A 16,749-nucleotide genomic window follows, 5' to 3' on the forward strand; every position below is an offset into this window, starting at 1 on the left:
ACGGCTCTCAGTCAGTTAATATAGAGACTCGAATAGGCTTCGGTCGTTTGTTCACTATTTGGTAGCACTTCACCTCAGGTGTCTCTCTCTTAAAGGAAACAATGACCATGTGTACTTCAGGGTCCGCATGTTGTAAGAGGTCATAGCTTGAAGGCAGGGCTGATGTCGTCGGATGAGAATGAAAGACTGCTAAAATTCTGTCATTCTTTCGTACAGCATGATTAATGGCCTTTTCCACATGCTGTTTACTAACATAAAAGCTTTTGTTTGATTCTGCTTCGTTGTGTAAAGGCCAGATGTGGCGAACTTGATTTCCCACTCCCGACAATAAACCGCACCCCTCATAAGGTAGATAACTGTGACAATGAGCGATCATTTCTTGGAAAATAGTGAAAGGGACCATAAAATGAATATCTTTCATCCTCTTTGAAAAAGGGAGAAAAAGGAGTTCACAGACGGCTTCCTCTGTGTTTCTACGTTTTTAGTAGTTCCTTCAAAAGACTTTTCAATTTTTTTTTCTTCTGGATTCATTTCTTTATTTTTTTTTGGTTCCTCTAAATTTTCAATAATAGGCTTTTCATTGACCTCTAACTCTTCATTTGGAACGTTTATTAACCTTGTTTCTGGACTAGAAGGTTCGATAACCTTATCTTCCTTTACAGGTAGGTGATGATTCCCGGCGATGCCTTCATTTTCAACGGGGACTGTTTCTGGTTGTGAAACAGGGGAGTCAATAGTCCCTTCTTCTTGTGAGGGTAGAGGTTCTTTATTGGAAATTGAGTTTGTATTAATAACACCTTCTGGTTCTGTTCTTGCAGGCGTGGGCTGTGCCGCCCTTTCTTCTTGCACGTGTAGAGGTTCTTTATTGGGAGTTGAGTTTGTATTAATAACACCTTCTGGTTCTGTTTTTACAGGCGTGGGCTGTGCCGTCCCTTCTTCTTGCACGTGTAGAGGTTCTTTATTGGGAGTTGAGTTTGTATTAATAACACCTTCTGGTTCTGTTTCTGGAGGAGTGGGCTGTGCCATCACATCTTCTTTTATGGAGATAGGTTTTTCATTTGGAATGGAATCGTTTTTTACGACGCTTGGTGACTCTGTTTCTAAAAGCTTAGGTCTGGACATATTTTTATTTTTTACTTGAGCATTCGTTAGTATTTCATGCTGTACCTGTGTGACATCGGTAACTGCTGGTTCTGGAGGTCGTTGGTTTATTTCCACACTTGCTTTTTGGAGGTTGGCGTCAGGCTCATCCTTTCTTTTAATCGTTGTGCCTTCTGATTTGGGGGGCTTAGGGCTAGAAGTGCGTTGTTTTGGTGAGTTTAACTTATTTGATTTAACTGTTTTACTTTTTTTGCTTGGTGAAAGCGGCCGGCGACCTTTCGATGTTCCTTGTTGTGTTGGGTTAGAAGGATAATTTCTAGGCGGTGAGGGGTAGTTGCCAAGTCCCTGGAAGCGACTTTGTTCGTTTGGATCATAAACATGACTGTTTGAACGCACCATATTTCTAAGTTGGCTGAATCCTTGTGGTGCTTTGGTGGCAGGTGGAGCTGGGGCTTCTTTTGGTTGTAATGATTTCTTCAGGCTGGCAATTTCCTCTTTTATCTCCTTAAGTCCATTATTTTTCAGTAATTGATCCTGTTTTTTAAGAATCAGAACAATTTTTTTATTAAGAGAAAGGAGTTCCTGCCCTAGTTCATTTAGATAGCCATGAAGGTAATCGAACTGTTCGGTAAAGTAATGATTCGCCTCTAATTGTTCATTCTCCATATAATCTTCATCTTGATATTCGCTGTCCAAATGTTCTTCTTCATCATAATACTCGCTCTCCATATACTCCTCTTCCTCATAGTATTCGTTCTCCATATGTTCATCTTTATTATGGAACTTATTCAAAGGTATCACTTCCTCTTTCTTTTGGTAATGACCATGCTCACAAAGAATTTCCTGATAAGCTAGGTGCTCCTTTTTCAAGGATTCAATGGTAGCTTTATATAAATCGATCTTTGCTTTAATGACTTGCAGGTCATCTGGATCGAACTTTTTTTTATCCATTTCGTCTTCACTCTTTTCCGTTCAATAACATGTTATTTGAGAAATATTAAATCGTTACAACGGTATCTATGCGGAAAACAACAAAGCTGACTATTGTATCATACAGCTACTACCAATCATATGCTTCACATGAACAGAATATAATTCTACGGATATTAGGAAGGTCCGGCAATAACTCCCAAACAAAACGAATGACTATGTAGAAATAATAGAAAATACATTTTGTAAACACCTTTTACGATCCTATTAGGATTAGGGGATTGGTGAATGAAATAATCACTTACAGGAAGGCTCTCTAAAAATTTCCTGTTGATATTAAAGTTAAGCTCCCGTTTGTTAAAGACTCAGTTTCGAGACATTGGAGGAGCGGAAGGTCCTCCGGGGGACGATTTCGCTTTCCGGCCCTGCACGATGCAGGGTCGTTCGACGTTGCCACAGGACTTGGCGATCTTAGTCGAACATCCCATGTGGTGAGCTTCCTCGGGCTTAACAGCCCTGCGGGATCTCACCGATCATGTTCATCCCGCAGGAGTCTTCAACTAAACGACCCTTTAGCTTAATAAGTCTTTATATGAAAAAACCAACACTAACCTTTTACAAAGACTACAGGAAAGGCAGGAACTTGGATGGGGAAAATGAAAAAAGAGAACACCGTTCTTTATTTGCCTATAGAAATAAAGTCGAGGGAATTAGATGCGAAATTATTGCTTGCGTATTATGCTGTAAAGGAAAATTATCGGGTGATTATAGGTGAACACAAGGCGGTGGAGACAGCTTCACACCACTTCCCAAAAGGTATTTTCTTTTCAAAAGGATATCCGGAGCGTATTAGGAAAAGAATGCTTACCAACGCCAAAAGATTAGGTCATACTCTAGTGGAGTTAGATGAGGAAGGTCTGATCATCCCTGATAAAACGGCTTATTTATCAGACAGGATGAATAAAGGGATGTTGAGATTAGTGGAACAGGAATATTGTTGGGGGGAGTACCAGCAAAACCTAATTAGTACTGCGTATCCGGGGGAGAAAAGTAAATGTTATACAGTAGGAAATCCTCGATTTGATTTATTACAGGAAAAATTCAGGGGGCTTTACGAAGAAAAAGCTAATTCCCTCAGGAGGAAACATGGAGAATTCATATTAATTAATACAAGGTTTTCACTTTATAATCATAGACGAGGAAAGAAGAAGGGGACTTCGAACCCTTCGTCTCTCTATATAAAAAAACTTTATTATTCTTTCATCACATTAATCAGAAAGATAAGCGAGAAATATCCATCCGTACCTATTATTATTAGACCACATCCGACTGAGAATGTTCAGTCCTATCGAAGTGCATTATCGAATTGTGAAAATGTCAAAATTATTCAAGCTGGTAATGTTATTCACTGGATACTCGCGTCCAGGATGGTCATACACAATGGCTGCACCACAGGTATTGAAGCGGCTTTGCTCGCGAAACCAGTTATCTCCTACATGCCTTTTAAATCGGGCAAGTATGACGTGGATTTACCAAATGAAGTAAGTTTAATTGCATCAAACGAGGAGGACTTGTTCTCGTTCATTGATAGCTATTATGGTACCCAAAACAGTGATCATGCTACTGAAAGACTTAGGTCCACTTCACTACCTGATTATTATGCAGGAGTGAAAAGAGGATACGCCTATAAAGACATTATCCACTTATTGAACAAGCTTAAAGTTAAAAGTCCCCCCCTCGATCAGGAGCCCACATCATTAAAACCGGAAAAAAAGGATAAGATTAAGTATCGATTCCCTTATTTGAGGAGAGAAGAAATTGATTATTTTTTTAGTAAACTGGATGAAATTGAACAATCTTCATCATCTAATGTTACTATCAGGGAATTAACGGCCAATTTGTTTGAATTGCGCTCAGATTAAAAAATTCATCTGTCAGCAAACTGACTTTTTATCAAAGTGGGTCTTTAATTTCTTCATTAATAAGTGAAGTCTGACCCTAAGAAAAGGAAGCAGCTTGGAAGAATGTAGATTCCTCCAAGCTGCTTCTTTTTAAATTTTTTACTTCAATGATTGCTCCCCTTCATATAAATATCAGTTGCTTTAACTCGCTTAGAAATTTTTTCTAGACATTTGTCACCATTTAGTTAAACAGTAATAAACTATGGAGAAAGCACAGTTTTACTCAAGTACTTATTATGAAAATTAACCCAGAGTTCCGCTAATGCACTGTACCAAATGTCAATCGCAATCATATGCTACGAATGCAAGAACAATAATTTCCTTGGAGGTGTTTGCAACTATGCAAGCAAACAATTTAAGTGGTGGGCAAGAATTAATTTGTATTAACGTCGATAAGGTGTACGATTGGGTTATTAACGAGGCAACATTTGACCTTACTTTGACTGACATTGATCTGCCAGATGGAGTAGAATGTGATGATTTTGACCCTGCAGATGTAACTTGTACGGTTACTCCGGACAGTGTTGATATTCTGGAACGTAATAATCGTACATTCGTTATTGATGGTGTAGAAACAATTCTTCAGGTGGTTAACCTACGTAAGAACTTCACCGTAACAATCTCAATCCCGATCAATGGAACTGTAGAAGAAGTGGAATTGGAGTTCTCTCGCTGTGAACAAGTGGTATTGTGCGCACCAGAAGGTACAGATGTGGATGTAACATACTCAGATGCAGATTGCTTTGTATGTACGTTTGATTGTACCGATGATGGAACAGATACAGATGAACTAGCAACATTTGATGCTCAGATCACTGTAAGACTTTGCCAAAGTATTCAATCTTCATTCCCTGTAACGGTTGAGTTCTTAGCTGAATTCTGTGAGCCAAGAGATGTTTTACCGACTCCTTGTCCAACTCCTGTACGTCCGCCGCAATGTCCAATTGTTTTCCCTAATATTAACGGTGGTAACGGAGAGGGTTAAGTGTCCGGCCAACGGTGGAGGAAAACTCCCCACAATGAAGAGAGCGTGAAATCGGATTTTAACAATCCTGATTTCACGCTTTTTCATTATGTGATCGGAGGGGGGAACAGTGGTGATAATAGCTAATAGCCAATCATAAGATAAAGAGAGACCTTCTATCTCTTTATTTTGGTTTTTAGAAAGGGTGGAAACGATGAACGACAGCCATGATCTGACATCCAAGATTCACGCTTACCATCAGCAAACCCAGGATTACTTGAATCGAATGAAAGAGCTACTTCAAAATTCTGCACCTTCCACACCATTTATCGGCTACTTTACATACAGCCTAAGCATCACCCATGTTCCAGACGATGAGAACTTATGCTTGGGATCTTTTCATATCCAAAACTTATCTTCTAGTCCAATAAACAATCCTTACATCTGTATCAAGGTTTCTGAAGGGGCACCTTTCTCTTTTTCCGGTCGATTTGTGTACGACGAGTCAAAAATGCCCCGTCGTGCTCAGGGAGGGTGGAAGCGGTTGAACGAAAGAGATAATAAAGAAGAGTATTGGTTAAAACCGTTAGAGCAATCCACTATCCCTCCAGGTCAAACGCTTACTTTTAATAACTTTCAAGTCAAATGGACTGCGGAAGACAATTATGCAGGAAGCATTACGGGTTTTGTGTATAGTGAGGAAAATAAGGCGGGTGTGGCTGCCCTTAATTCCATCAATCTCAATGGTGCCGTGCCAAAGAAGGAGGTGGAGCAAAATGAATGAACAGGATAACCATGAATTATTAATGAAGCAATTGATGAAGGGGTTATTGGAAAATCAACTCAAAGAAGTGCGGCAAAACGATAAGGGAAACAGTAGTTTTGTATTTTTAGAGAACCATACCTTGAATTTGCTTCTACTCAGTTATTTGTCCCGAAGCGGTGGAAGTTCATATGTTCCTTCTGCAGTAGATTCACCTTCAGAAGATTTTAGTGCTGCCATTAAAGAAGTCGAACGGATGACCGATGAGAGCAGGCGGGAGTTTGAAGAAGTGCTCACAATGATAGAAGGGAAATCCTAATTTTGAATGGGAGGACTTTTTAATGAAGAAGGATCCGATTCAGTTGCAGCAAAGGATCATCTATTATAGGGCTGAACTGGATAAATATAAAAAGAAAGTCCAAGACTATCAAAATAATTATCATTACTCACAGCTGGAGAAATTAAAAATTGAAAATGCAAATCTAGTACAGGAAATAGAAGAGTGGAGGGAGCAGGAAACCAATATAAAAGGAGAATTGAGCAAACGTCTCCAGGGATTTGAAGAACGCACGGCTCGTTTAGAAAAGCAGGAAGAAAGGCTCCAAAAAGAAATTCAAGATTGGCAGGAGAAAAATTCAGAATTAAAAGAGCAAAAGCAAGATCTCTATCACACAGTTAAGGAATTAGAAGGAAGTCTTGGAGAAGTTCGTGTAAGGTTATCGCAATCACAGAAAGATAATAACCTTCTTCATGTCAGTTATGTACAGGTGAAGAAAGAATTTCAGAGGGCAAAAGAAGCGAAGTCGGTCTCTGATCAAGAAATCGTATGGTTAAGAAAAACGTTATCCGAAGTTAAGCGGGAGATGGAAGATACACGGGCGGCCAACGAAGAGTTGAAAAAACGTATTCAGGGATTTGAAGAACATACGGCCCGTTTAGAAAAGCAGGAGGAAAGGCTTCAAAAAGAAATAAAAGATTGGCAGGAGCAGAATTCGGAATTAAAAGATCAAAAACGAGATTTGATTCACACAGTTAAGGAATTGGAAGGAAACCTTGGAGAAGTTCGTGGGAGGTTTTCCCAGTCACAGAAAGATAAGAACTTCCTTCATGTCAGTTATGTACAGGTAAAGAAAGATTTTCAGAAGGCAAAAGAGGCGAAGTCTTCTTCTGATCAAGAAAATGTGCATTTAAGAAAAACGTTATCCGAATTTAAACAAGAGATGGAAGATAAACTTAAAGAAGCCGATCAAACGATTTCCCAATCTAAAGAGGTCCAGGAATCTCTAAAGTCTAAGGTGAGTAATTTAGAGGCCGCCCTTATCCTTCAGGAGCAGGAAAATGAAAATAAATCTATTGAGATACAGAGTTTGCAAACGGAAATAGAAAAAGTTACGACTCAAAAAAATCAATGGAAAAAAAAATACGAGCAAGAAACGGAAAATTTACAAAGTAAAATCAATGTGTATGAGGATGAAAATAGAAGACAGCAGGCGGAGATGAAAAAAGCTATAAATGAAAAGAAACAACTGGTCAAAGACTTTGAAAACCATAAATCCTCCTGGTCCAAGCAAAAGGAGGAAGATCAAGCAAAAGTGGAGCAATTGTATGCTGAAATAGAACGTCTACAAAATGCGAACGCGAATATACAGGAACAATATGAGGATCAAAAAGCAGCTTTAGAAAAAGAAAAAGAAGAGGAGGCGGTTCTTTTAACGGATATGGAGAAGCAAATGAATTTTCTATTGGGTGGAACTATGAGAGAAGATAATCCATTTAATGGAAAGGTTGCTTTTGTTAAAGCATTAGAACGAAAGTTAGAGGAGCTGACGAGTGATATTCATGAGTTAGAAGAAAGTATTGATGAAGGAGATTAAATACGGAGTACTAGTTTGGATCGATCGCAGTATTCAGTACGGCTGTACCAGTTAAGAAATAGATGTCGAAGCATAAAAAGAGGCCAAGATGCAATGTCATCCTATTCATATAATGATGCTGTCGCAAAAAGGCAATCCACCGGTATGGCGGGTTGTCTTTTTAGTATTCTTATAGAATTGCAGTGATCATATCTTTCCATTCAAGGAGAGGAGATTATAACTAATTCCTTATCTTTAATTTAGCGTGATAATAAAGGTGATTACATAATTCTGGAGAATACTTAAAACATGAAGGGGTAAAAAATATTCAAGTTAGTGAGGTGAATGGAAATTAGTAAAGGCAGTCAATATTTAATTGAAACGTATGTTAATCATTTTTCACGTGATCTTAATAACAGGCTTCTAATGAGTTCCCCGTCACTGCTTTCGTTTTTGGATAAAGATAAGAATATTATTTGGCATTCTCCACTAGAAAACAGAACTCCTACAGAGTATCGAAATGATTTTCTCGACTTGTATGATGAATGGAAGAGCGCTCAATCTCAAATAAAGGACTACTGGCCTGCCCAGGGTCCAAGGTGGGATGGCATAGCCATGGTGCAGGGTAAGGGTGGGACGAAAGGGTTATTGTTAGTAGAAGCAAAAGCTCACGTAAACGAAATGACATCTAAGATAAAAGCAACGGATCCCCACAGTATAGAACTGATAAAACGAACAATTAAAGAGACAAAAACATTTTTAGGATCAGAAGCCACTATGCATACATGGTTGCATCATTACTATCAACTCTCCAATCGTTTAGCTTACTTGTATATATTGAATGAAAAAATGAAGATACCAACCTGGCTTGCGCTTGTGAATTTTGTCGATGATGAAAGTCATAAGCCAACTCCCATTAGCCAATGGATGAATCATTACCAGGAAGTTTTTGAAGAAATGGATATAAATTTTAACTCTTCAAATTTGCTCAATCGTTTAGTGACCTTGTATCCGGATAGCTTAAAAGGAGACAATGGAGGGGTGGAATGACCGCGAAGATATGTGAAGAAAAACATATAAAAGGAACAGATACGACGGTTGTTGAATTTTGGCGCTGGGCTTATTCAGATCTATTAAGTAACACAACTAGAGGGGTTTTCGCTGAATTTTTAGTTGGGTATGCTTTAGGGCTAACTCATGAACCCCGAGTTGAGTGGGATAAAGCGGACTTTTTCTATAAAGGAAGATTAATAGAAGTGAAATCGTCAGCTTATTTACAGGCGTGGGAACAACAGAAGCCTTCTAAAATTATATTTAATATATCTGAGGCAAAAGCGTGGAACTCTACTACAGGAAAAATGAGCTCTGAAGCACAGCGCAATTCGGAGTGCTATGTATTTTGCGTGTACACGGATCAGGATAAATCTGATTATGACATTCTTGATGTAAACCGCTGGGATTACTTTGTGTTGTCTACATCATTTTTGGATGAATTCTTTCCTCAGCAAAAAACGATTTCACTTTCGACGATCCATAAATTTTGCTCTCCAGTGGAGTTTAGTAACTTAAAAAGCAAGATCGATAGTCTCCTATGGTAACAGGCAGCCATAAGTTCAGTTTTACACGCTTGTAAGACGAATGTTTCATAGCAAACTATAAAATGCCTTATAAATCTTTTTCCATTTGTCCATACTGATTCTAAAAAGGATGATAAGCATGAGTTATATGGAGAAAACCAACCAGGTAATTGCGGAAATGAAGGAAGAGCAGCGATCCCAGTTCGGAAACTATTCTTATAGTCCATCTGGATTTACAGACGGTAATCAGGAAGTACCTGAATGGGAAGTTCGTCAGTTTGTTCTCAACTATTTTTTAGTTCTGGAAAACTCAAATAAATATCAATACAAGTAAAAAATCGCCAAAAAATTTTTAAGACTGTCGAGAAATTATCAGCAGTCTTTTTTTATGTTCATTTTCGATGTTCTTGTTTCCTGAAGAAAAACGTTTTATTCAAGGGGGAGAAGGAATAATATGTATCATAGCTGTTATTGAAAAGGAGTGTTCCTATGGGCAAATTTATTTTAAATCTATTCGCTTATTTACTTGTTGTGGTCGTTAATGGACTCGCCAATACGCTGCCGCTTAATGGTCAGACAACAGGAGAAATTTCCAACAGGCTGAACGTCCTGTTTACTCCAGCTGGATATGTGTTCAGTATATGGGGGTTAATCTACATCCTGCTTGGCATCTGGGTTCTCCGCCAGTTTCCAGTCAGCAGACGAAATCTGCCTATTTATCAAGCGGTAAGTGGACTCTTCGTGTTAAGCTGCATTCTGAACAGTCTTTGGATTTTTATGTGGCATTACAACTTCTTTGGATTATCGGTCATCGTCATGATCCTTTTACTGCTTACTCTTATTCGTCTTTATATAAAAGCGGAAGCAGTCGATGCTTCGTTTCTGGACCGGCTGCCATTTTCCGTATATCTCGGGTGGATCAGCGTAGCTACGATTGCTAACATCAGCTACTATCTCACTTATATTGAGTGGAGCGGATTTGGGATCTCTGCTTCTGTCTGGACGTTCATTCTTCTCATTATAGCGACTCTGCTTGCTTTCTATATTTTAATAACGAAAAATGACTGGGTGTATCCGCTCGTGTTTGTTTGGGCGTTCGTCGGAATAGGGGTTCAAAATCAGGATGCAGATGTGCCTCTTGTGGTGTACTCCTCTTATATTTTTGCCGCTCTCATTCTGGTGGTTACAGTCTTTTTTGCTTTGAAGCAAAGAAAACAGGAATAAATTCAAAAGAAAAGGGTGCTTCTCCAATTAGTGAGAAGCACCCTTTTTTCCTGTTCTGTCTGACCTGATTATTGGAGTCGCTTAGCCCGAAGAGTGAATTTATATTCGTCACTCTTAAAATAGTTTTCGCTGTATTCGAATACCGTACCATCTATAAAAATACTATAGGATTGCATTTTTAAAATCGGGGTGGAGTCATCAACAGTTAAAGCTTCCGCAATATCCGGAGTTGGTAAAACCGGGATCACTTCCTGAAAGCTTTCCTTGATCTTTTTCCCTACTTCTTTCTCAATATAGTCATATTTTGATCCAGTCATAATGCTATACGATAGATTTGGAAACATCGTTACCGGAAGATAGGTTTCTTCCAATACATAGGGAATTTCATCCACGAGTCGCTGCCTGCGTACGAAAAAGACTTTTTCCCCGTCGGAAAGCCGGAGCATTCTTTTTATATAATCAGTAGGATCAATCAATTGGAAGTCAAGAATGCGGTTGACCGGTTGTTTATCAAGCTTTCTCATTTCTTCTGTAAAACTGATTAATTCAAATATATTATGTTCAATCTTTTGCTCTTTTACATAGGTGCCGCTTCCCTGAATTCTTTCCAATAATCCTTCTTCCACAAGTACTTTAACAGCCTGCCGTACGGTGACGCGTGAGGCCTGATATTGTTCAGAAAGATGGAGTTCCGTTGGTATAGCCTCTCCTTCTTTCCAAATCCCTTCGGAAATATCTTCTTTTATTTGTTGTGCAATTCTCCGGTATAAAGGAGCTGCCATACGAATTCCTCCTGTTCATCTATATCCATATTATAACCAAATATCATAAAAATTTCGATACAAATGTTGACGCTTTCACAAATATGTATTATATTCATATTAACAATTATTTAATACAAATATAATACCTATTAGGAGGCGTACCCTATGAAAAAGCAAAACCTTGTAGTTGTGGGCGGCGGTAGTACCTACACCATTGGTATGATCATGAGTTTAGTGGCGGAAAAAGGACAGTTTCCGTTAAAGTCGATCACATTCTATGACACAAATGCTGAGCGCCAGGAAAAAATAGCAAAAGCTTCAGAAATCATTTTGCGTGAGAAATATCCAGAACTTGAGTCGTTCAACTATACGACGAATAAGAAGGAAGCATTAACAAACGCTGACTTTGTTTTTGTTCAAATTCGTACCGGCGGGCTTGCGATGCGTGAGCAGGATGAACAGATTCCACTTCGATACGGAGCTGTAGGGCAGGAAACATGCGGCCCTGGAGGCATGGCTTACGGGCTTCGTTCCATTGGAGATATGATTGATCTCGTCAATGATATTCGCCATTACTCCCCGGATGCCTGGATTTTGAATTACACGAATCCAGCTGCCATTGTTGCGGAAGCTCTCCGCCGTGAATTTCCTGAAGATAAGAAGCTGCTGAATATTTGTGATATGCCGGCGGCAATTATGGTGAGTTATGCCGGAATACTAGGTAAGGACGTATTTGATCTTGTCCCTGAATACTTTGGTCTTAATCACTTTGGCTGGTTTACTAGAATCTTAGATAAAGATGGCAAGGATCATACAGACACGATTAAGCGTGCTATTACAGAGGATGGCTTTATTCCGGAGGATGCTGAGATCGCTAATGATCCTTCCTGGATTAAAACGTTTAAACAAGTGGAGCAGATGGTGACGGATTTTCCGGAGTATTTACCTAACACGTATTTGCAGTATTATTTATATCCTTCACAGATGGTGGATAAAGAAGAGCCGGATAATACCCGTGCCCGTCAGGTGATTAACGGTCGCGAAAAGCGGGTCCATACCCTGGCTGATCAAATTATTGCAGACGATACTACTGAAAATGTGGAGCTTGAAGTAGATATCCATGGCCGTTATATGATTCGTGTTGCGGCGTCTATGGCTTATAATAACGGTGATATTTTTATAGTGATGGTTGAGAACAACGGAGCGATTGCCAATCTACCTGATGATGTCATGGTGGAGGTTCCTTCAGTCATTACCAATCGCGGTCCTAAACCTTTCGCTGTAGGCCATATTTCTACCTTTTACAAAGGGTTAATTGAGGGACAGTTGGCTTATGAGAAACTTGTGGTGGATGCTTATTATGAAAATAGCTACGAAAAAGCCCTGCAGGCTTTGACCTTGAACCGAACGGTTATTGACGCTCCAAGGGCAAGAAAGATTCTTGATGATATGATCGAAGCAAACAAAGACTACTGGCCTGCATTGTACGCCAGTAAAAAAGCTCAGACGGTTTAATCAAATTTATAGACCCGGACCGTGTATTCGGGTCTATTCTTTCCCTTGATAAGAAAGCGTTTGCTTAAAAGGAGGATAAGCTAAATCATGAAAAAACATTTTGGAGCTTTACAGAAGTTTGGAAAGTCGTTAATGGTGCCAGTCGCCCTCTTGCCTGCTGCAGGTATATTACTTGGAATTGGCGCAGCCCTTACCGGCCCACTGTCAGAAACACTGACCTTTTTACAAAATGATGCGATTCAGTTCATCGGTCAAGGGATGTCCGACATCGGAATCAGCATATTTAATAACTTGGCTATTATATTTGCCCTTGGGGTCGCGATCGGTCTAACAAATGGATCCGGAATTGCTGCACTGGCTGCACTATTAGGGTACGTAATCATGAATAAAACCATTTCTTTTGCGCTCAGCATCACACCTGAGATGGTACAGGAAAGCGGAGAATATGGTTCCGCCCTCGGCATTCCCACCCTGGAAACAGGAGTGCTCGGAGGGATTGTAGTCGGTTTACTCGCTGTGTTCATTTATAATAAATTTCACGAGTTTGATCCACCGGAAGTACTGGGCTTCTTTGCCGGGGATCGTTCGGTCGGGATTGCCATGGTTTTCTCTTCCATATTCCTTGCTATGGCTATGATGGTCGTGTGGCCGCCGATTCAAGGCGGCATTAATGCCGTGGCTAACGTAATTGCGAATGGAGCAACGAACCCCCTTTACATTGGATTATACGGTTTCCTTGAAAGGGTTCTAATACCAACCGGACTTCATCATATTTGGTACGCCCCGTTTTTATGGACTTCACTGGGCGGTACAGCGGAAGTGGCTGGAAGCGCTGTATCCGGAGACCAATATATCTTTTTAGCACAAGTGGCTGAAGGAGTGGAAGTAACGGCTGGACGTTTCATGGCTGGTAAGTTCCCTGTCATTATGTTTGGACTTGTTGGAGCGGCTCTTGCTATGTATCGTCAGGCGGACAAGAAAAACCGTCCCGTAGTAAAAGGAATGCTTGTGGCTGCTGCTGGTACAGCCTTTATTACCGGAATCACAGAGCCGATTGAATTTACATTCTTGTTCGTAGCACCTCTTCTATTCGTGTTTCACGCCGTCCTGGCTGGTGTATCTTTTGCAGCTATGTATATGTTAGATGCCAATATTGGCTGGGCAGGAGGATCCGGACTCATCGATTATGTACTGGTCAATGCCATTCCAGGTACAAACAACTGGTGGATGAATATCGTGGTCGGAGCTATCTTCTTTGTGGTATATTACTTCTCCTTCTCCTTTGCCATTAAAAAATGGGATCTGGCTACTCCAGGTCGTGGAGGTCAAGAGAACAAGCTTTATACACGTAAGGATTTCAACGAAAAGAAAAAGGGTGGAAAATCCGAGCAGACTCGAGAAACGGCCGCATCAATTATGACGGCGTTAGGCGGGGAATCCAACTTAAAACACGTGGATGCCTGCTTCACCAGATTAAGAGTCGAAGTAAACGAAGTCAGCAAGATCGATGAAGATGAGTTAAAAGCACTGGGAGCCGCTGGTGTAGTTAAAGTGGATAAGAATATTCAAGCTATCTTCGGAGGACGTTCTGATCTTTATAAAAATGAGATTAATCGTATTAGGGATGAGTCAAGTGCTTAAATAATAGTCTTCCTATTTAAAAAGGATTTGAGTGAAGATAAAAACCTGGATCAAAAGAAGCCTGCCATGAGTTCAAGGAGCTCATGGCAGGCTTTAATTTTATAAAGATTATTGTTGATATTTAACAGAGTTTTATTAAGTTATAGGGCCGGATTGTGGAAGACTCAGTTTCGAGATATTGGTTATGAGGAAGGTCCTTCGGGGGACGATTTCGCTTTCCGGCCTTGCACGACGCATGGTCGTTCGACGTTGCCACAGGACGTGGCGATCTTAGTCGAACTTCTTATTTGTGCTGAGCTTCCTCGGGCTTAACAGCCCTGCGGGATCTCACCGATCATGTTCATCCCGCAGGAGTCTTCACCGTTCCCTTCCACCCCTTTACAATCATAGAGCGTTCAAATCCTTTACGTAATTGCCTTAATATGAGGGGAAATAACCTATGTGATCAACGCTAAATACCGAGCGCCTCAAGGGTATGAACGGCGCTATAGAAGCACTTAAGACGATTTTCTTCCTGCTTTTTCTACTGCCCAGGGTCCGTTCATGTGAAATGGCTGGGTGGCGGAGGAAACAACGAGACTCCCGCGGGAGAAGGAGCTAGGCGAGACCCCACAGGGAGTGAAACGAGCGAGGAGGCTTGCCAGTTCCGCCGCAGGAAAGCGAGTTGTTTCCGCAGCCACCCCTTCTCTATATTAAGTAACGAACCCAAAATATCTCGAAACTGAGTTTTCAACTATCGGGAGCTTTACTGTAAAATCCACACCGATATTTAAAAAAAGCGTTAATTCAATTAACGAGGAGTATGAAAGAAGGAGTGGGGAGGGGGAGATAGACTTAAATTCGAATTTTACATATACCACACTTCATTATTTGTAGAGGAAATAGCGATGGCTCCTGCCTGTAAGGCTGTAACGACATCTTCTTTTTCGCAAACTAAGCCACTCGCTATGATGGGTACATCAATTTTATCTTTTACCCATCCGATCGCTTTTGGCATCATGCCTGGAAGAATTTCGATAAAGTGCGGGTTGGAATTTGCAATTTGTTTATCAATGCTTTTGAAAGAAATGGAGTCCACCAGAAAGAAGCGGTGTACCGTGTAAAAGCCATAGTTTCTTGCTGCATGAACCATCTGGGCTTTTGTACTAATAATGCCGTCAGCTTTGGTGCTTTCTTTTAAGAATTGCAAAGCGACTTCCTTATTAGACGTACCTTCTAAGAGATCCACGTGTACAAAAGCAAGCTTTCCATGATCTTTAACTTGATCCACAATTTTTCCGACATTAATGATATCGCTATTTAAAATAAAGATAATGTTACAGTCAGTCTGGATGGCTTCCTGCAGTCCATTGCTGTCTTTGACCGCAGCGATGACGGGATTTTCTTCGAGGACTTCTTCTACATGCTGTTTCATGACAATCTCCTTATCCTGTAAGTTTTCTCTAATTAGTATATAGCAGATACCGATGGATGGAAAATTAAACGGGTTGCTTGTTGAATGGGACTGGTTCGGCTTTAGAGTCGTATAAAGGAGAAAGTTGACAGCTTTTGGAGAGAGTCCTATACTAATAGACAGATAAGTTACTAGAGCCGAGAGAAAAGTAACTTCCCCTGGGGGAAGTATGCTTTTCTCTCTTTTTTTGGCTCATTATTCTAGGAGAAAGGAGTGAATACAGCTTTGAAACTGACAGATTTTACGATGGATTTCTTTTCCCTCGAAGGTCAAACGGCTCTCGTAACTGGAGGGAACTCTGGTCTCGGCCGTGCGTTTTCTGTTGCTTTAGCTGAAGCGGGTGCAGATGTTTTTATTGCAAGTTTGACAGAGGATGATGGAACAACGAGAGAACTTATTGAAAGTAAAGGCTCCCGCATGGAATTTATGCAAGTAAATATTACAGAAGATGGAGCTGCCAAGCGAACGATTGAGCAGTGTGTAGAAACGATGGGCTCACTCGACATTGTAGTAAATAGCGCGGGGATGAATAAGGTTGCCGGGTTTGATGAATTCGGAAGAGATAAATGGGATCCACTGATCCAGGTAAACTTAACGGCTGCATTTGAAATTAGTCATGAAGCTGCAAAAACCATGATTCCTAAGAAGCGCGGGAAAATTATTAATATCTGTTCCGTGTTTTCTTTTCACGGAGGGAGCGGCTCACCTGCCTATGCAGCCAGTAAGCATGGAGTAGCAGGATTAACGAAGGCATACTGTGATGAGCTGGCAGGTTATAACATCCAGGTGAATGGTATAGCACCTGGCTACTATGCTACGGAGCTCACTCAGGAAACAAGAAATAATCCGGAGACCAACCAAAGAGTATTGGATCATACACCGGCCAATCGATGGGGAGAGCCTATGGACTTGATGGGGGCAGTCGTCTTCCTGGCCAGTCGTGCGTCAGACTATGTTAATGGCCATATTGTAGCAGTGGACGGCGGCTATCTCGTTCGATAAG

The 16,749-nt window shown here is 40.6% G+C and carries 16 protein-coding genes; 12 read left to right on the forward strand and 4 right to left on the reverse strand.

All coding sequences use genetic code 11. The features are described from left to right. Nucleotides 1-7: 7 nt before the first annotated feature. The gene (locus tag ACTWP7_RS12725; RefSeq protein ID WP_443123495.1) at nucleotides 8-421 is read right to left on the reverse strand and encodes a Mov34/MPN/PAD-1 family protein; all 414 of its coding nucleotides are present in this window, start codon (nucleotides 419-421) and stop codon (nucleotides 8-10) included. Then, on the reverse strand, nucleotides 418-2,052 hold the full coding sequence (locus ACTWP7_RS12730; RefSeq protein ID WP_443123496.1) for a hypothetical protein: 1,635 nt from the start codon (nucleotides 2,050-2,052) through the stop codon (nucleotides 418-420). The genes ACTWP7_RS12725 and ACTWP7_RS12730 overlap by 4 nt, the downstream gene beginning before the upstream one ends. Before the next feature lie 635 nt (nucleotides 2,053-2,687). Between ACTWP7_RS12730 and ACTWP7_RS12735 the strand changes: the two genes are divergently transcribed. The 9 genes from ACTWP7_RS12735 (at nucleotide 2,688) to ACTWP7_RS12775 (ending at nucleotide 10,373) form a co-directional block, all read left to right on the forward strand. Further along, the gene (locus ACTWP7_RS12735) at nucleotides 2,688-3,953 is read left to right on the forward strand and encodes a surface carbohydrate biosynthesis protein (RefSeq protein WP_443123497.1); all 1,266 of its coding nucleotides are present in this window, start codon (nucleotides 2,688-2,690) and stop codon (nucleotides 3,951-3,953) included. 379 nt (nucleotides 3,954-4,332) lie between these two features. Next, nucleotides 4,333-4,977 carry a hypothetical protein gene (locus ACTWP7_RS12740; protein WP_443123498.1) on the forward strand — a complete coding sequence of 215 codons (645 nt, stop codon included), beginning with the start codon at nucleotides 4,333-4,335 and terminating at the stop codon, nucleotides 4,975-4,977. Between the two features lie 193 nt (nucleotides 4,978-5,170). Next, nucleotides 5,171-5,740, forward strand: a complete 570-nt coding sequence (locus tag ACTWP7_RS12745) for a hypothetical protein (protein ID WP_443123499.1) — start codon at nucleotides 5,171-5,173, stop codon at nucleotides 5,738-5,740. Next, a complete protein-coding gene (locus ACTWP7_RS12750) occupies nucleotides 5,733-6,038 on the forward strand; it encodes a hypothetical protein (protein ID WP_443123500.1) in 306 nt (101 codons plus the stop codon). The genes ACTWP7_RS12745 and ACTWP7_RS12750 overlap by 8 nt, the downstream gene beginning before the upstream one ends. A 22-nt stretch (nucleotides 6,039-6,060) precedes the next feature. Then, nucleotides 6,061-7,593: a hypothetical protein gene (locus ACTWP7_RS12755; protein WP_443123501.1), complete on the forward strand. Its 1,533-nt coding sequence runs from the start codon at nucleotides 6,061-6,063 to the stop codon at nucleotides 7,591-7,593. Between the two features lie 324 nt (nucleotides 7,594-7,917). Further along, the gene (locus ACTWP7_RS12760) at nucleotides 7,918-8,622 is read left to right on the forward strand and encodes a hypothetical protein (protein ID WP_443123502.1); all 705 of its coding nucleotides are present in this window, start codon (nucleotides 7,918-7,920) and stop codon (nucleotides 8,620-8,622) included. After that, nucleotides 8,619-9,170, forward strand: a complete 552-nt coding sequence (locus ACTWP7_RS12765) for a hypothetical protein (protein ID WP_443123503.1) — start codon at nucleotides 8,619-8,621, stop codon at nucleotides 9,168-9,170. The genes ACTWP7_RS12760 and ACTWP7_RS12765 overlap by 4 nt, the downstream gene beginning before the upstream one ends. 118 nt (nucleotides 9,171-9,288) lie before the next feature. Continuing rightward, nucleotides 9,289-9,483, forward strand: a complete 195-nt coding sequence (locus ACTWP7_RS12770; protein WP_014641747.1) for a hypothetical protein — start codon at nucleotides 9,289-9,291, stop codon at nucleotides 9,481-9,483. 155 nt (nucleotides 9,484-9,638) lie between these two features. Then, nucleotides 9,639-10,373 carry a TspO/MBR family protein gene (locus tag ACTWP7_RS12775; protein ID WP_443123504.1) on the forward strand — a complete coding sequence of 245 codons (735 nt, stop codon included), beginning with the start codon at nucleotides 9,639-9,641 and terminating at the stop codon, nucleotides 10,371-10,373. A 68-nt stretch (nucleotides 10,374-10,441) separates the two neighbouring features. Here the strand turns inward: ACTWP7_RS12775 and ACTWP7_RS12780 are convergent, their stop codons facing one another. Further along, nucleotides 10,442-11,155, reverse strand: a complete 714-nt coding sequence (locus tag ACTWP7_RS12780; protein ID WP_014641749.1) for a GntR family transcriptional regulator — start codon at nucleotides 11,153-11,155, stop codon at nucleotides 10,442-10,444. 147 nt (nucleotides 11,156-11,302) lie between these two features. Between ACTWP7_RS12780 and ACTWP7_RS12785 the strand changes: the two genes are divergently transcribed. Both ACTWP7_RS12785 and ACTWP7_RS12790 read left to right on the forward strand, forming a co-directional pair. Continuing rightward, the gene (locus tag ACTWP7_RS12785) at nucleotides 11,303-12,652 is read left to right on the forward strand and encodes a 6-phospho-alpha-glucosidase (RefSeq protein ID WP_443123505.1); all 1,350 of its coding nucleotides are present in this window, start codon (nucleotides 11,303-11,305) and stop codon (nucleotides 12,650-12,652) included. Nucleotides 12,653-12,739: 87 nt separating this feature from the next. Beyond that, the gene (locus ACTWP7_RS12790; RefSeq protein ID WP_443123506.1) at nucleotides 12,740-14,293 is read left to right on the forward strand and encodes a PTS transporter subunit EIIC; all 1,554 of its coding nucleotides are present in this window, start codon (nucleotides 12,740-12,742) and stop codon (nucleotides 14,291-14,293) included. 847 nt (nucleotides 14,294-15,140) lie between these two features. Here ACTWP7_RS12790 and ACTWP7_RS12795 read toward each other — a convergent pair. Then, on the reverse strand, nucleotides 15,141-15,707 hold the full coding sequence (locus tag ACTWP7_RS12795; protein WP_443123507.1) for a glycerol-3-phosphate responsive antiterminator: 567 nt from the start codon (nucleotides 15,705-15,707) through the stop codon (nucleotides 15,141-15,143). 285 nt (nucleotides 15,708-15,992) lie between these two features. Here ACTWP7_RS12795 and ACTWP7_RS12800 point away from each other — a divergent pair, with 285 nt between their 5' ends. Further along, nucleotides 15,993-16,748 (forward strand): SDR family oxidoreductase, encoded by a 756-nt coding sequence (locus ACTWP7_RS12800; protein WP_443123599.1) that lies wholly within the window; start codon nucleotides 15,993-15,995, stop codon nucleotides 16,746-16,748. Nucleotide 16,749 lies beyond the last annotated feature (1 nt).

This window comes from Halobacillus sp. B29 (genome assembly GCF_052246755.1).
GTDB classification, from domain to species: Bacteria; Bacillota; Bacilli; order Bacillales; family Halobacillaceae; genus Halobacillus; species Halobacillus halophilus.

Coding starts and splice junctions, on each gene's coding strand:
- ACTWP7_RS12725 (WP_443123495.1), bottom strand. CDS start 421: ATGAAAGATATTCATTTTATGGTCCCTTTCACTATTTTCCAAGAAATG.
- ACTWP7_RS12730 (WP_443123496.1), bottom strand. CDS start 2,052: ATGGATAAAAAAAAGTTCGATCCAGATGACCTGCAAGTCATTAAAGCA.
- ACTWP7_RS12735 (WP_443123497.1), top strand. CDS start 2,688: ATGAAAAAAGAGAACACCGTTCTTTATTTGCCTATAGAAATAAAGTCG.
- ACTWP7_RS12740 (WP_443123498.1), top strand. CDS start 4,333: ATGCAAGCAAACAATTTAAGTGGTGGGCAAGAATTAATTTGTATTAAC.
- ACTWP7_RS12745 (WP_443123499.1), top strand. CDS start 5,171: ATGAACGACAGCCATGATCTGACATCCAAGATTCACGCTTACCATCAG.
- ACTWP7_RS12750 (WP_443123500.1), top strand. CDS start 5,733: ATGAATGAACAGGATAACCATGAATTATTAATGAAGCAATTGATGAAG.
- ACTWP7_RS12755 (WP_443123501.1), top strand. CDS start 6,061: ATGAAGAAGGATCCGATTCAGTTGCAGCAAAGGATCATCTATTATAGG.
- ACTWP7_RS12760 (WP_443123502.1), top strand. CDS start 7,918: ATGGAAATTAGTAAAGGCAGTCAATATTTAATTGAAACGTATGTTAAT.
- ACTWP7_RS12765 (WP_443123503.1), top strand. CDS start 8,619: ATGACCGCGAAGATATGTGAAGAAAAACATATAAAAGGAACAGATACG.
- ACTWP7_RS12770 (WP_014641747.1), top strand. CDS start 9,289: ATGAGTTATATGGAGAAAACCAACCAGGTAATTGCGGAAATGAAGGAA.
- ACTWP7_RS12775 (WP_443123504.1), top strand. CDS start 9,639: ATGGGCAAATTTATTTTAAATCTATTCGCTTATTTACTTGTTGTGGTC.
- ACTWP7_RS12780 (WP_014641749.1), bottom strand. CDS start 11,155: ATGGCAGCTCCTTTATACCGGAGAATTGCACAACAAATAAAAGAAGAT.
- ACTWP7_RS12785 (WP_443123505.1), top strand. CDS start 11,303: ATGAAAAAGCAAAACCTTGTAGTTGTGGGCGGCGGTAGTACCTACACC.
- ACTWP7_RS12790 (WP_443123506.1), top strand. CDS start 12,740: ATGAAAAAACATTTTGGAGCTTTACAGAAGTTTGGAAAGTCGTTAATG.
- ACTWP7_RS12795 (WP_443123507.1), bottom strand. CDS start 15,707: ATGAAACAGCATGTAGAAGAAGTCCTCGAAGAAAATCCCGTCATCGCT.
- ACTWP7_RS12800 (WP_443123599.1), top strand. CDS start 15,993: ATGGATTTCTTTTCCCTCGAAGGTCAAACGGCTCTCGTAACTGGAGGG.